This is a genomic window from Streptomyces sp. NPDC101118 (assembly GCF_044759445.1).
GTDB lineage: Bacteria > Actinomycetota > Actinomycetes > Streptomycetales > Streptomycetaceae > Streptomyces.
Window position 1 is genome coordinate 66174 of the sequence record NZ_JBIVZG010000018.1, and the last position, 13385, is coordinate 79558.

General features: G+C 73.0%; 12 protein-coding genes. 6 read left to right on the forward strand and 6 right to left on the reverse strand.

The window, feature by feature from the left end:
* Position 1: 1 nt before the first annotated feature.
* On the reverse strand, positions 2 to 1213 hold the full coding sequence (locus ACIQUQ_RS26035; protein ID WP_403980260.1) for a lipase family protein: 1212 nt from the start codon (positions 1211 to 1213) through the stop codon (positions 2 to 4).
* Between the two features lie 209 nt (positions 1214 to 1422).
* Here ACIQUQ_RS26035 and ACIQUQ_RS26040 point away from each other — a divergent pair, with 209 nt between their 5' ends.
* Complete coding sequence (locus tag ACIQUQ_RS26040; RefSeq protein WP_403980262.1) at positions 1423 to 1887, forward strand: hypothetical protein; 465 nt, start codon at positions 1423 to 1425, stop codon at positions 1885 to 1887.
* Here ACIQUQ_RS26040 and ACIQUQ_RS26045 read toward each other — a convergent pair.
* On the reverse strand, positions 1847 to 2920 hold the full coding sequence (locus ACIQUQ_RS26045; RefSeq protein ID WP_403980265.1) for an AraC family transcriptional regulator: 1074 nt from the start codon (positions 2918 to 2920) through the stop codon (positions 1847 to 1849). The genes ACIQUQ_RS26040 and ACIQUQ_RS26045 overlap by 41 nt on opposite strands.
* 122 nt (positions 2921 to 3042) lie before the next feature.
* On the opposite strand from ACIQUQ_RS26045, the gene ACIQUQ_RS26050 reads away from it, so the two are divergent.
* On the forward strand, positions 3043 to 4773 hold the full coding sequence (locus ACIQUQ_RS26050; RefSeq protein ID WP_403980269.1) for an AMP-dependent synthetase/ligase: 1731 nt from the start codon (positions 3043 to 3045) through the stop codon (positions 4771 to 4773).
* Positions 4774 to 4842: 69 nt separating this feature from the next.
* On the opposite strand, the gene ACIQUQ_RS26055 is transcribed toward ACIQUQ_RS26050, so the two are convergent.
* From ACIQUQ_RS26055 to ACIQUQ_RS26065, 3 genes are all read right to left on the reverse strand, one after another.
* Positions 4843 to 5226: a hypothetical protein gene (locus ACIQUQ_RS26055; RefSeq protein WP_403980271.1), complete on the reverse strand. Its 384-nt coding sequence runs from the start codon at positions 5224 to 5226 to the stop codon at positions 4843 to 4845.
* A 91-nt stretch (positions 5227 to 5317) separates the two neighbouring features.
* Positions 5318 to 6124: a hypothetical protein gene (locus tag ACIQUQ_RS26060; RefSeq protein ID WP_403980274.1), complete on the reverse strand. Its 807-nt coding sequence runs from the start codon at positions 6122 to 6124 to the stop codon at positions 5318 to 5320.
* Positions 6125 to 6241: 117 nt separating this feature from the next.
* Complete coding sequence (locus ACIQUQ_RS26065; protein ID WP_403980276.1) at positions 6242 to 7045, reverse strand: thioredoxin domain-containing protein; 804 nt, start codon at positions 7043 to 7045, stop codon at positions 6242 to 6244.
* Between the two features lie 299 nt (positions 7046 to 7344).
* On the opposite strand from ACIQUQ_RS26065, the gene ACIQUQ_RS26070 reads away from it, so the two are divergent.
* On the forward strand, positions 7345 to 9030 hold the full coding sequence (locus tag ACIQUQ_RS26070; RefSeq protein ID WP_403980279.1) for a lytic transglycosylase domain-containing protein: 1686 nt from the start codon (positions 7345 to 7347) through the stop codon (positions 9028 to 9030).
* A 220-nt stretch (positions 9031 to 9250) separates the two neighbouring features.
* Positions 9251 to 9553, forward strand: coding sequence for a hypothetical protein (locus tag ACIQUQ_RS26075; RefSeq protein WP_403980281.1), 303 nt, complete (start codon positions 9251 to 9253; stop codon positions 9551 to 9553).
* Between the two features lie 187 nt (positions 9554 to 9740).
* Here ACIQUQ_RS26075 and ACIQUQ_RS26080 read toward each other — a convergent pair whose 3' ends face one another.
* Positions 9741 to 9944 carry a cold-shock protein gene (locus ACIQUQ_RS26080; RefSeq protein ID WP_399945801.1) on the reverse strand — a complete coding sequence of 68 codons (204 nt, stop codon included), beginning with the start codon at positions 9942 to 9944 and terminating at the stop codon, positions 9741 to 9743.
* A gap of 237 nt (positions 9945 to 10181) precedes the next feature.
* Between ACIQUQ_RS26080 and ACIQUQ_RS26085 the strand changes: the two genes are divergently transcribed.
* Together ACIQUQ_RS26085 and ACIQUQ_RS26090 are read left to right on the forward strand one after the other, a co-directional pair.
* Entirely contained in the window at positions 10182 to 11015 is an 834-nt protein-coding gene (locus tag ACIQUQ_RS26085) for a menaquinone biosynthetic enzyme MqnA/MqnD family protein (RefSeq protein ID WP_403980284.1), read from the forward strand.
* A 446-nt stretch (positions 11016 to 11461) separates the two neighbouring features.
* On the forward strand, positions 11462 to 13330 hold the full coding sequence (locus ACIQUQ_RS26090; RefSeq protein ID WP_403980286.1) for a serine/threonine-protein kinase: 1869 nt from the start codon (positions 11462 to 11464) through the stop codon (positions 13328 to 13330).
* Positions 13331 to 13385 lie beyond the last annotated feature (55 nt).

Sequence of the window (13385 nt, forward strand, 5' to 3'; positions counted from 1 at the left end):
GTCAGCAGTTGTCGCCGGCCGCGCGGCCCGCGAAGCGGTCGGCCAGCCAGTTCCCCGCCTCGACGGCCTCGGTGATCACGCCGCTGACGTGCTCACCGACCCAGATGGTCTCCCAGTGCACGTTCGCGCCCTTCGCGCACCACTCGGTGCGCAGCTGCCTGCCCACCGAGTAGGGGATCAGCTCGTCGCCCAGGGCGTGGTACTGGTACACGGGCGCCGCGGGGGCGGTGCGGCCGAGCTTCGACTGGTTCAGGCGGGCCTGCCAGTCCTGTTGGTCGAGGGGGTTGGAGGTGGTGAGGTCCGAGATCCTCTTGAAGGCGCCGGCCACCGAGTCGATCGCGACGCAGTTCTCCTTGAAGAAGCCGACCAGCGCCCTGCCGGCCGGGTTGAGGTACGAGTCGAGCCGCAGCTCGGGGAAGGCCGCGTCCTGTCCGGCCGCCGCCATGAAGATCAGGCCCGAACCGTAGCCGCCGTTGTTGAAGTCCGCGACCTTGAGCAGGTCGGCCGGGACGCCGCCGGTGGCCGTGCCCTTCACCTTGAGCTCGGGCGCGTACGAGCCGTGCAGTTCGGCGGCCCAGGAGGCGGCCTGCCCGCCCTGCGAGTAGCCCATGATGCCGACCGGCCCGTCCTTCGACAGGCCCGCCGCGGTCAGCCGCTGCGCGGCGCGGGCCGCGTCGAGCATGGCGTGGCCGGCCGAGGGGCCGACGGTGTACGTGTGGTCGCCGGGGGTGCCGAGCCCCTCGTAGTCGGTGACGACCACGGCCCAGCCGCGCAGGGTGAGCTGCTGGATCAGGTTGGCCTCCATCGCGGTGCCGTACGGGAGGTTGTTGCTCGGCGCGCAGGAGTCGCCCATGCCGACGGTGCCGACGGCGTACGTGACGAGGGGGCGGGGGCCCGTACGGCCGTCCTGGGGGACGATGACGGTGCCGGAGACGACGTTGGGGGCGCCGTCGGCGGTGGTCGAGCGGTAGTGGATCTTCCAGGCCTTCGTGTCGGTCCACTGGCCGGGCAGCGGGTGGAAGGCGGAGGGGGCGGCGCCGACCAGGTCGCCCGGCGTGCCGGCGGTCTCCTGGGCGGTGTCGGCCGTGGTCTCCTGTGCGGTGCCCGCCGCGTTCTCCTGGGCGACGTCCGAGGCGGCGGCGGTGCCGGCGGGGACGGCGGCCGACAGGGCCAGGACGACGGCGGCGGTGAGGGCGGTGTTGCGGATGCGCATGGGCGGCTCTCCCAACGGTCCCGTGTGGGGGTAGGTGTGGGCACGGTAGTGACCGACCGGTCGGGATGGCGCTGACCCGGCAGCTCAGCTTTCCTGGCCGGGGGTCGCAGCGCTTGTGGGGCGGGTGCCGGGTGCGGTAGAAACGCGCCACTCGATTGGCGTGTTCATGCCTCCCGATCGAGCTCTTCCACGCCTGTTTGGGGGCCGTCGTGTCGGTACGCGGAGAGAAGCTGAAGGGGCGGGCCACGCTCAGCCTGGTCCTGGTGGTGATCGCGGCCGCCGTCTTCTTCCTCATCGGCAGCGCCTCGCAGCAGCCGGCCGGCTGGGGCGCCGCGTACGCCTTCGGCAAGCCGGTGACCCTCGAACTCCCCACCACCTGTGGCACGGAGACCATCGGCTCGGGCCGCACCACCAGTGCCTGCAAGGGCACGAAGTGGACCGCCGACGGCCGGGAGCGCACCGGCACCCTCTACGCCTACCGCGACCAGATCGACGACAGCGGCTCCGCCCTGACCTTCAAGGGCGAGGCCCGTGCCCTCTTCGGCCGCGCCTACGGAGCACCGGCCGCCTGGCTCACCTGGGTGCACGTCGGCGCCGTCGGCCTCGCCGCCCTGGCCGTGCTGATCCTGCTGGTCAGCCTGCTGCTGGCGGCGGTGCCGGGGCGGCGGCGGTAGCTCCGCCCGCGGGGGCCTCCGGGCCGCTCCCGGAGGCCATCCGGTAGGCGCCCGGCGTCGTACCCGTCCAGCGGCGGAAGGCGCGGTGGAACGCGGTGTCCTCGGAGAAGCCCAGCCGCGCCGCCAGCTCCGCGATCGGCTCGCCGCTCTCCACCAGCCCGGCGATCGCCGCGTCCCGCCGCACCTGGTCCTTGAGCTGCTGGAACGAGGTCTCCTCGCCCTGGAGCCGGCGCCGCAGCGTCGCCGGGCTCACCGCCAGCCGTCCGGCCACCTCGCCCAGCGCCGGCAGCCGCGGCGAGCTCCGCAGCTCCTGCGTGAGGAGCCGGCGTACCTGCTCCGCCACCGTGGTCCCGTACTCCGGCCGGCCCAGCAGGTCGAACGGCGCGCGGCGCAGCAGCGCGTCCAGCTCGGCCTCGTCGCGCACCAGCGGCGCGGTCAGCCAGTGCGCGTCGAAGACCGCACCCGTACGCGGCCGGCCGAAGCGCACCGGGCAGTCGAAGAGCACCTCGTACTCGTCCCCGTGGGGCGGCCGCGGGTACGCGAACTCCGTGTACGCGAGCGGGATGCGGCGGCCCACCATGAAGCAGCACAGCCGGTGCCAGATGGCCAGCACGCACTCCGTCAGGAACCGCTCGCCGTCCCAGGCGAAGTCGTTGCGCACCGCCAGCCGCGCCTCGTCCCCGGTGACGTCGAGGCTGAGGTCGGGGCCGCCCGGGAACAGCCCGTAGAAGGCGACCCCGCGCCGGATCGCCGCGCCCAGGTCCCGGCAGCCGAGGGAGGCGTGGCACATCATCGCGAAGGTGCCGGGCCGGCTCGGCGTGCCGCCCAGGCCCAGGAACTCGTCCTGCGTCTCGCGGTACAGGCCCCGGAACAGCCGGGCGAACTGCGTGGCCGTCACGCGCGCCCGGTCGTCGGAGAGCAGCAGCGGCGGGATCTGCGCCGCCTGGAGCAGCGGCACGGTCTCGATGCCGCTGCGGCGCGCGCCCGCGAGCACGGCCCGCACGTGGTGCACGGTGATCGTCCGCCTCCCCATGCTCCGACGGTAGCCCCGATGAGCGCTGGGGTCAGCGGGGCTGACGCTTCCGGTCATGCCGCTCCGGCGGTGCGGCTGCCTAGCGTCGGTGTCCTCGGACGCGCGGACGGGGAGGACGGGCCATGACTGCTGACCGGCCGGAGACGCTGGCGGTGTTCACCGAGTGGACGGCGGAGCGGTACGGGACGGAGACCGCCCTGCGGTTCCGGCGCGACGGGGAGTGGCGGACGCTCTCCTACGCCGGACTGCGCGACACCGTAAGGGAGCTGGGCCGGGGTCTGGCCGGCCTCGGCGTGGCTCCGGGGGAGCGGGTGGCGGTGCTGGCGGAGACCCGGCCCGAGTGGACGTACACGCACTTCGCCGTGCTGGCGGCCGGCGCGGTGCTGGTGCCCGTCTACCCCACGGCCGGGGAGGAGGAACTGGCCTGGGTGCTGGGCGACTCCGAGGCCGTGGCGGTGGTCTGCGAGGACGTGGCGCAGGCGGACCGGGTGACCGCACTCCGCGCGAAGCTGCCGCGGCTGCGGGACGTGATGCTGATGGGGGAGCGCCTGCCGCTGGCGTCCGCCGGCGAACTGGCGGCGCGGGCGGCGGCGGTGCGGCCGGGGGACGACGCCGCCATCGTCTACACCTCCGGCACGACCGGCCTGCCCAAGGGCTGCCGCCTCACGCACGGCAACCTCGGCGCGGTGCAGGACGCCACGCTCCCGCTGGTCGCCGGCGGGCCGGGCGACTCCACCTACCTCTACCTCCCGCTGGCCCATCTCCTCGCGCAGCTGATCCAGTTCACCACCCTGCTGGAGGGCGGGGAGCTGTGCTACTACGGCGGGCGGATCGAGGACGTGGTGGCCGAGCTGACGGAGGCCCGGCCGACCCATCTCCCCTCCGTGCCAAGACTGTTCGAGAAGCTGCACTCCGTGGTGCTGGGCCTGGCGGAGGCCCGGGAGGGCGGCCGGGCACGCTTCGAGGAGGCGGTGCGGCTGGGCGTACTGGAGGCGGAGGGGCGCCTGCCAGAGTCCTCCCGCGAGGCGTGGCGGGCCGCCGAGGAGTCCCTCTACTCCCTGGTCCGGGCGGCCTTCGGCGGCCGGCTGCGCTGGGCGCTCACGGGCGGGGCGCCGATCGCCCCGGCCACGCTGGACTTCCTGCGGGCCTGCGGGATCCGGGTGTTCGAGGGGTACGGGATGACGGAGTCGGGGGGCGTGATCTCCCTGAACCATCCCGGAGCGGTGCGGTACGGGACGGTGGGGCGCCCGGTGGCGGGCTGCGAGGTGCGGATCGAGGCGGACGGGGAGGTGCTGGCGCGGGGCCCGATGGTGTTCCCGGGCTACCACGCGAACCCGGCGGCGACGGCGGAGGCGCTGGACGCCGAGGGATGGCTGCGGACGGGGGACCTGGGCGAACTGGACGAGGACGGCTTCCTGCGCATCACGGGCCGCAAGAAGGAGCTGATCATCACCTCCGCCGGCAAGAACCTCACGCCCTCGGAGGCGGAGTTCGCGGTCCAGCGCTCCCGCTGGGTCTCGCGGGCCGTCATGATCGGCGACCGCCGCCCGTACCCGGTGGCCCTGATCACCCTGGACCCGGAGGAGGTCGCGGCCTGGGCGGCCCGGGAGGGCGTGGACCCGGGCCCCGACCCGTCGGCCCACCCGGCGGTCCGCGCCCTGGTCGAGGAGGCGGTGGCCACGGCGAACGAGGGCCTCTCGCGCCCCTCCCGCATCCGCGCCTTCCACATCCTGCGGGACGACTTCACGATCGCCGACGGCACCTTGACCCCGACCCTGAAGCTTCGCCGCCCGGCGATCGCCACCCGCTACGCGGGCGAGATCGCCGCCCTGTACGGGGAGGGGAAGGGGTGAGAGGCCTCCGGGGCACGCCTCCGCCCGACCGCGCCCGGCCGACCGCGCCGGCCGGTCACATCCGGCCGGTCACCTCCGGCGCGCCACGTCCTTGAGCCGTTCCAGCTCCATGAGGTGTGCGCTCAGCCTCACGGCCGTGCCGCCCGAGGTGTAGAGGACGGTCCCGGTGACGGCGAAGGGGAGCGAGACGACCAGGACGCCCAGGAGTTCCGTCGTGTCGCGCTGCAGCCGGCAGGCCTCGGCCGGACCCGGGCCCAGGTCGGTCCGGTCCAGGGCGACGCGCGCGGGGCACTCGACGTCCTCCCGGTCGTAGACCGCCTCGTACGGGACGAACAGCCGGTACGCGAGCCAGAGCCAGCTCAGGAACGCGAGGGACAGCAGCCCGAGCCCCCAGGCCTGCCGCCGGCCGGACCGGTCCCGGAAGGCGTCGGCGAAGGCGAGCGGATGCGTCATGACGTGGTCCTCCCCTGTGGCGACCCCCGAAGGTACCCCGGGACTTCATCCCCCCGGGAAGGAGAGCCGCGGAGGGCCGTCGCCGGGGGCCTCAGCGCGGCGGGAGCCGGTCGTACGTCTTGAAGGTGTAGGTCGCGGAGAAGGTGAGCGAGTTCCCGGTCGCCGCGGGCAGACCCAGGCGCCTGTTCACCAGCCGGCCCAGCGGGCCGCAGCCCTCGGCGGCCGGGGCGGTGAAGGTGTCGTCCTTCGCCTCGAAGGCGATGACCGGAGGGTTCCGCGACAGCCACCGGGAACCGCCCACGCGCTGCAGGCGTATCTCCAGCGGCCCGTCGCCGCCGCCTATCACGCAGTCCCGCGGCAGCAGCGGACTCCGGACGCGGAAGCGCAGGGTGAACAGCCCCATGCTGCTGCCGACGGAGTAGAAGTCGGACCGGCCGCCGTACTCCGGCTGGAGGGACAGCGAGAACAGCGGGTGACCGGCCTCCCCCGTGCGGTCCAGGAGCCCGCCCGGGACCTCCGTGGGCCCGCCGCGCAGCGCACCCCAGACCTGTCCCCGGCTCCCGTCCGGCATCGGCCCCTCGGCATGGGTGACGGTCATCGGCGCGAGCTCCGGTATCCGCCGGCTCCCGAGGTCCAGCGCGCCCGTCGCCGTGAGCACCTCGCACTTCCAGCTGCTCGCGTCGACCCCGGCCGGGATCGCCGGGCAGTCGCCGAAGTCGTACACGGGTGCCGCTGAGGGCACCGCCGCCACGGGCACAGCCGCGACGGGCGGCGCCGCGGGTGCTGCCATCGCGGGTGCGGCCGCCACGGCGACGGCGGCCGCGGTGAGCGCGACCGCGGCGGTTCCCGCGGCCACACGACGGGCGGTGGACGAGCGCTTCTCGGCTGTGGTCTCCATGCCGTCCAGACTGGCCGCCCGACCACGCCCCGGCCCACCGGGAATCCCCCCAACCGACCCTGACCCGCCCCTGACCCCACGTCAGGGGCGCGCGCCCGCTGAACCCGGTTTCCCCCGTCAGGACTTGAGCGTGTCGCCCACCAGCTTCCGCCAGGCGTCCACCGTGATCGACTTGATCCCGTCGCCCGACGAGACCTCCAGCTTCCTGCCGTCCAGGTACACCGCAGGCGTGCCCTTCTCGCCGCTCTCGTAGAAGGCCTGGCCGACCTTGTCGACCCACGGCATGTACGTCAGCTCCTTCACGGCCTTGTTGAAGGCGGGCGTGCGCAGCCCGGGGACCTGGTCCGCCAGCTCCAGCAGCGTCGCGGTGGAGCCGAACTTGTCGTCCTTCTCCTCCGCCGGGTGGTTCGCGTACAGCACCTGGAGGTAGTCCATGAACTTCTCGGGGCTCTCGTTGACCGCCGCGCCCAGCGCGTTCAGCGCCCGCTTCGAGCCCTTGCCCCCGAGGGCGCCGTCCAGGAAGGTCGCAAAGCGGTACTCGATCCGGTACGTGCCCGCGTCCGCCTGCTCCTTGAAGGTCTTCCCGAGGCCCTGCTCGGCGCCCGCGCAGTAGGGGCAGCGCGGGTCCAGCCACATCGTGAGGGTGTGCTTCGCGTCCGCCCTGCCGTACGGGACGACCGCGCCGTCCTTGCCGGAGGTGTTCGCCGGCCGGACGAACGGCTTGTCACCCGCTTCCGATTCGCCGGAATTGCCGGGAGCGCCGGCGGCGTACACCCCGACCCCGACGGCGAGGGCGAGGACCGCGACGACCGAGCCGCCGACGACGAGACGGCCGCGCAGCCGGGCCCTGCGCACCTCGGCCTCGCGCTCGGCCTTCAGCCGCTCGCGCGCCTCGCGTCGCAGGTCGTCCTTCTTGGCCATGACTTCGGGATTCCTTTCGGCAGGCAGGGTCGGTCGACCCCCACTCGAGTCTAGAGAGCCTCCGGCGGCACATACCCGGGCCTTTGGTGCATGCCAGGCATGGCCATAGGTCCCAATTGTCCAGCCCGTCACGGCTAGTCCGTATGCAGGCCGAACGGCTGCCCTTCAGGGCAGGCGTCGGACAGGTGAACAGGGCGTCATAAAGGTGAGGGGGGACGGCGAGTCGTCCTGCGAGACCTGATAGACAGTCCATATTCACGGCTGAATCGGCCCGCACGCCTTGGGGGGAACGCCGCACTGTGAAGCCTCTACGCCGTCATGTCATCAGTACGTCGCGCAAGGTGCTGTGCACCGCCGCGCTCGCGGCCAGCCTGACCACTGCCGCGGTCGTGGGAAACCCGCCGACTGCCGATGCCGGGGAGTCCGCACCGACCCCCGACAGCCCGCAGGCGCAGGACCGTGGCAACGCCCGCCTCGACCTGCCCGACCTGGTCACCGACCCGCCGCCGCCCGCCGGCGCGCCGCAGGGCAGCACCGGCATACCCGGAACCGCCCTCGACGCGTACAAGCGCGCCGCCACCTCCGTGGCCGCCGCGCTGCCGAACTGCCACCTCCCGTGGGAGCTCGTGGCCGGAATCGGGCGCGTGGAGTCCGTACACGCCTCGGGCTACGGCCTGAAGACGGACGGCGCGACCACCAAGCCGATCCGCGGCCCCCGTCTGGACGGCAACGGCTTCGCGCGCATCACCGACACGGACAAGGGCCTGTTCGACGGGGACACGGAGTACGACCGCGCCGTCGGGCCGCTCCAGTTCATCCCCTCGACCTGGGCCTCCTGGGGCGCCGACGGCAACGCCGACGGCACGCGCGACCCCAACAACATCTACGACGCCGCGCTCGGCGCCGGCCTCTACCTCTGCGCCGGCGACCGTGACCTGGCGCGTGCGCAGGACCTCGACAAGGCGGTACTGAGCTACAACAACTCCCGCGAGTACGTGAACACCGTGCTCAGCTGGATGCGGCAGTACCAGAAGGGCGGGGTCGGCATCCCCAACCCGCCCGTCGTGAACGTCCCGCCGGCGCCCACGCCGACGCCGATCACCCCCTCCCCGGGCCCGCGGCCGAACCCGCACACCCCGACCACGCCGGAGAAGCCGAAGCCGGACCCCAAGCCCAAGCCGGACCCCAAGCCGAAGCCGCCCACGGCGACGGTGGCCGGCCTGGACCGCCTGGGCGAGGAGCGGATCACGGCCGAGGCCGGTACGCAGTTCGGCGTGACGCCGCAGGTCAAGGCGCGCCTCAGCGACAACAAGCCGGCGGTCCGCGAGGTCGTGCTCTTCGAGATCGAGGGCGACACCTCCGGAACCGTCTTCGCCGGCGGCAAGACCCACGTGGTGGTCCGCACGAACGCCGACGGCATCGCCACCGCCCCCGTCCTCACGGCGGGCGAGAAGGCCGGCGACAAGGCCGGGGCCTTCACGCTGCGCGCGACCCTGTACGGGACCCGCGAGTTCACGGTGAGGTTCCAGGGCGCGGTGACCCCGAAGCCGAAGCCGGTCGCGGACAAGCTGACCCGGGTCGGCGAGGACGCGGACAAGGCGCTGGTCGCCACGGCCGGCCAGGAGCGCTTCGCGCAGAGCGTGAGCATCCAGGCCACCGCCAAGGACCAGGCCCTGGCCGGTACGAAGCTGACGGCCGCCATGGTCGTGAAGGACGCGGACGGCAAGTGGGTCACCGCGGAGTCGGGCCCGTTCTTCAAGAGCACCGACGCCGCCGGGGGCGAGGTCAAGCGGGTCCGCTCCCTGGAGCTGGCCCCGACGGACGAGAACGGCCGCATCCTCCTCCCGGAGATCTACCTCCCGGAGGGCGTCGAGCCCGGCACCTACCACCTCCGCCTGACCACGGCCGAGGGCGTGGAACTGGTCCTGGAGCTCAAGGTCGACCCGAAGCCGGAATCCACCACCCCGGAGCCGGCCAACCCGTAGGACACGGCACAACGGCGGGAGCCCCGCACCCCGATCGGGGGTGCGGGGCTCCCGCCGTTCCGGGCCCGGCCTAGCCAAGCGCCTTGATGGTCGTCCACCCGGAGCCGACGGCTGAGGATGTCCCGTGAGCGGTCGTGCCGCCGGGGTAGTACCGTAGCTCGCCACCGCTTTTGTGGACTGCCCCGATCGGCAGCGGCGTTTCCCTCAGGAGGTGGTGACCTTGGCCGTAGGAGCGGATTTTCTGCGGCGGTACGAACAGGCGCAGATCGCCGCAGGGCGCGGCGGAGGGGATTCAGCCCTGCGGCACCTGACGTCGTGGAAGCGCTTCGTCGAAGCCTGTGCCGAAGGCTACGACGACGTGATCTCCGAGTACTTCGAGGATCTCCGCGTGCGGGATGCCATCGAGTGCGGGCTGGCGGAGAAGTCCCTGAGGGAGCTGGCCGGCTACGAGGAGTTCTCGCGCGCCGTGCAGGCCGTGGACGCCCGCTTCCGTGAGATCGCGACCGTCGTGGGGAGCGGCTGAGCAGTACCGCGTCCGTGCTCCCGTCCGCCCCGAGGGCTGGCGGGAGCAGCCCCACGACGCCTGGCCACAGGCCCTGCTCCTGAGGCGAACCCCCGGAGGGCAAAGGCAGGGGCCCCGTCCTCGCTTGCGCGAGGGCGGGGCCCCTTGGGTACTGCTATCCGACCGCGATCCGGTCGGGCCGGGCAACTTAGGCCACGGTCACGTTCTCGGCCTGCGGACCCTTGGGGCCCTGCGTGACGTCGAAGTTAACGGTCTGGTTCTCCTCGAGGGAGCGGAAGCCAGTCGCGTTGATCGCGGAGTAGTGGACGAAGACATCCGGGCCGCCGCCGTCCTGGGCGATGAAGCCGAAGCCCTTTTCAGCGTTGAACCACTTCACGGTTCCGGTAGCCATAAGCCCTCCTTGGGCCAAAGGGTTGCCCTGCTCCAGAACCTGCTAAGAAGTCTGAAAACTACAAAAGCCCGCGGGTTACATGATCCGCAGGCTTTGTACTGCAAGGGAAACCAAACTGCAACTTGCGTCGAGCCTAGCACGCAGAGTGTGCAGAGGGGTAGAGGGAAAGATCACGTCACCCGGACGTTTGACACCCCTCCAAGAGGCTGACGTGAGGGCGGCGGCTAGTCTCGCGATGTGGACGCCAATCGCAGCCGGCCCCGGGTCGGCCACATTCAGTTCCTGAACTGCCTGCCGCTCTACTGGGGCCTGGCCAGGACCGGCACGCTGCTGGACCTGGAGCTGACGAAGGACACCCCCGAGAAGCTCAGCGAGCGCCTGGTGGCGGGGGAGCTGGACATCGCTCCGATCACGCTCGTCGAGTTCCTCAAGAACGCCGACCGGCTGGTGGCCTTCCCCGACCTCGCCGTCGGGTGCGACGGGCCCGTGATGTCCTGCGTGATCGTGTCCCAGGTGCCTCTGGAGCACCTGGACGGCGCCCGCGTCGCACTGGGATCCACGTCCCGCACGTCCGTTCGGCTGGCGCAGCTGCTGCTGGCCGAGCAGTTCGGCGTACGGCCCGACTACTACACCTGCCCGCCCGACCTGGGGCTGATGATGCAGGAGGCCGACGCGGCCGTGCTGATCGGGGACGCCGCCCTGCGCGCCTCCCTCCACGACGCGCCCCGGCTCGGCCTCACCGTCCACGACCTGGGGCTCATGTGGAAGGACTGGACCGGGCTGCCCTTCGTCTTCGCCGTATGGGCCGCCCGCAAGGACTACCTGGAGCGCGAGCCGCTGGTGGTGCGCAAGGTCCACGAGGCCTTCCTCGCCTCCCGTGACCTCTCCCTCGAAGAGGTCACCAAGGTGGCCGAGCAGGCCGCCCGCTGGGAGGCCTTCGACGCCGAGCTGCTGGAGCGGTACTTCACCACCCTCGACTTCCGCTTCGGCCCCGAGCAGCTCGCCGGCGTGAAGGAGTTCGCGCGGCGTACGGGGGCCGGCGACGCCCGCGTGGAGCTGCTCGCCCCCTGAGGTCCGGAGTCGGCCGCGCGCACCTGGTGGCGCCTCGCATACCGTCCGGTATGTCCGGGAGGAGCCTCTTCGTGGAGTCCTTGGCGTAATTCCTGATGAATTTCCGGAGAATCCGCCCGGGGATTCCGCACCCCGTTCAAAGGGGCGTCCGCGCGCTTCTCGCGATTGTCGTGGACGCGCCGTGATTGGCGTTCCCGCCGGAGTGGTCGGCCGGAGGTGGTCACGGATGCCGAGCGGCGGTCGTCGTGAATTCCGCCGACGGCGTGGATCGGTCGCGTAGATCGGTCCGGCACGGGTGCGGGGAGCGGGCCCGGGAAGCGGCCGGAATTCGCCCTCCCTTCCGGTTCACCGGTTCGGCCGCCCGAGAACTTCCGTACGCGGCTAGGGTGCTGGCGACACCGGGCCACGAGGCCCGGACTTCACGGGGGACCGGCAGGGAGGCGCCCATGCATCCGCTCGACGCGGGGGATCCGCGGACCATCGGTGCGTACCGGCTGCTCGGCAGGCTGGGTGCGGGCGGGATGGGGCGCGTCTACCTCGGCCGCAGCGCGGGCGGCCGGACGGTCGCGATCAAGAGCGTCCACCCGCACTTCGCGATGGACGACGAGTTCCGGGCGCGGTTCCGGCGCGAGGTGGAGGCCGCGCGCCGGGTGGGCGGCGAGTGGACCGCCCCGGTGCTGGACGCCGACCCGGACGCCTCCGTTCCGTGGGTGGCCACCGGGTACGTCGCCGGGCCCTCCCTTGACCGGGCCGTCGCGGCGCACGGTCCCCTGCCGGAGGCCCCGGTACGGGCGCTGGGCGCGGCCCTCGCGGAGGCGCTGGCGGCGGTGCACGCGCTGGGCCTCGTCCACCGGGACGTGAAGCCCTCCAACGTGATGCTGACCCTCGACGGGCCGCGGCTGATCGACTTCGGGATCGCGCGGGCCACGGACGGCACCGCCTCGCTGACCTCCACCGGGGTGTCGATCGGCTCGCCCGGCTACATGTCGCCCGAGCAGATCGTGGGCAAGGGCACCACGGCCGCGGCGGACGTCTTCTCCCTGGGCGCGGTGCTGGCGTTCGCGGCGTCCGGGCACCCGCCGTACAGCGGGGACAACTCGGCCACGCTCCTCTACAAGGTGGTGCACGAGGAGCCGGACCTGGAGCGGGTGCCGGCGGGCGAGCTGCGCGAGCTGGCCGCGGCCTGTCTGGCGAAGAATCCTTCCGACAGGCCCGCCCCGGCGCGGATCGCCGCCGTGCTGGCCCCGCAGGGGGCGGCCGCCGCGGTGGGTCCCGGCTGGCTGCCGCCGGTGCTGGTCGAGGAGATCTCCCGGTCGGCGGTGCGGCTGCTGGACCTGGAGGCCGACACGGGTGCGGGTGCGGGGGCCGGCTCCGGCTCCGGTTCCGGTTCCGCCGGCGCCGGCTTGCCGGCCGACGTGGTCCCGGTGGCCGATGCGGTGCCGGACACCGCCGGGAGCGGCTCGGTGCCGACCGGGTACGGGTCCGGCGCGGTGCCGGCTGGGTACGGGTCCGGCGCGGTGCCGGCCGGGTACGGGGCCGGGGGCTTCGGGCCGCCGGACCCCTCGTACGGCAAGGGTGAGCCGTACGCCGCCCACGCCTCGTACGGGACCGGCACCGGCAACCCCTACACCTCCGGCACCCACGGCCACGGCGGGCCCGTCACCGGCGGTCCCGTGCCGGGCATCCCCGCCCCGCGCGAGGCCGAGCGCGGCACCCGCTTCACGGTGACCGCCCGGGCCGGCCGGCGGGCCAGCTGCACGGTGGCCCTAGCGGTCGCGGGCGCGCTGGCGGCGGTGACGGTGGGCGGGTACTTCCTGACCGACCTGTTCCCCGGCAGCGCCAAGGGGAAGGACAGCGCGAACGAGACCGGCGGCGGCAAGACCGGCCCCAGCGTCTCGGCCGCCGCGACCCCGCCGACCGGCGGGCCGGGCCAGGACGCCGGACGCCGCGACTCCGTCCCCGAGGCCCTCACCGGCACCTGGAAGGGCAGGGTGACGACCAAGAACTTCGGTGTGCCCGTGGACTTCCAGATCACCATCAGCGCGGGGAAGGTCGGGCAGGTCGTCGGCCGGGACAAGTCGGTGCTCGACCTGCTCGGCACGGAGTACGACTGCAGCGGAGAGTGGAAGCTCGCCTCGGCCACCGACCGCTCCCTCGTCCTCGACACCGCGGGCGGCACCAACCCCCACCCCGGGATCTGCGCCGACGGCTCCTCGAACGAACGCTTCACCCTCAACGCGAACGGCACGCTGCACTACGCGTCGGGCGACGCCGCCGCCGGGAAGCCGGAGGGCGACCTGACCCGAGAGCCATGAGCGGGCTGGCGTAGGCTGGATCGGTCCGAACCCCTTGACACCGCCGAAAGGTGAG

What these genes read in the sequence shown, in the direction of transcription:
- ACIQUQ_RS26035 (WP_403980260.1), bottom strand. Translation starts at nt 1,213, where the DNA reads ATGCGCATCCGCAACACCGCCCTCACCGCCGCCGTCGTCCTGGCCCTG.
- ACIQUQ_RS26045 (WP_403980265.1), bottom strand. Translation starts at nt 2,920, where the DNA reads ATGGGGAGGCGGACGATCACCGTGCACCACGTGCGGGCCGTGCTCGCG.
- ACIQUQ_RS26050 (WP_403980269.1), top strand. Translation starts at nt 3,043, where the DNA reads ATGACTGCTGACCGGCCGGAGACGCTGGCGGTGTTCACCGAGTGGACG.
- ACIQUQ_RS26055 (WP_403980271.1), bottom strand. Translation starts at nt 5,226, where the DNA reads ATGACGCATCCGCTCGCCTTCGCCGACGCCTTCCGGGACCGGTCCGGC.
- ACIQUQ_RS26060 (WP_403980274.1), bottom strand. Translation starts at nt 6,124, where the DNA reads ATGGAGACCACAGCCGAGAAGCGCTCGTCCACCGCCCGTCGTGTGGCC.
- ACIQUQ_RS26065 (WP_403980276.1), bottom strand. Translation starts at nt 7,045, where the DNA reads ATGGCCAAGAAGGACGACCTGCGACGCGAGGCGCGCGAGCGGCTGAAG.
- ACIQUQ_RS26080 (WP_399945801.1), bottom strand. Translation starts at nt 9,944, where the DNA reads ATGGCTACCGGAACCGTGAAGTGGTTCAACGCTGAAAAGGGCTTCGGC.
- ACIQUQ_RS26090 (WP_403980286.1), top strand. Translation starts at nt 11,462, where the DNA reads ATGCATCCGCTCGACGCGGGGGATCCGCGGACCATCGGTGCGTACCGG.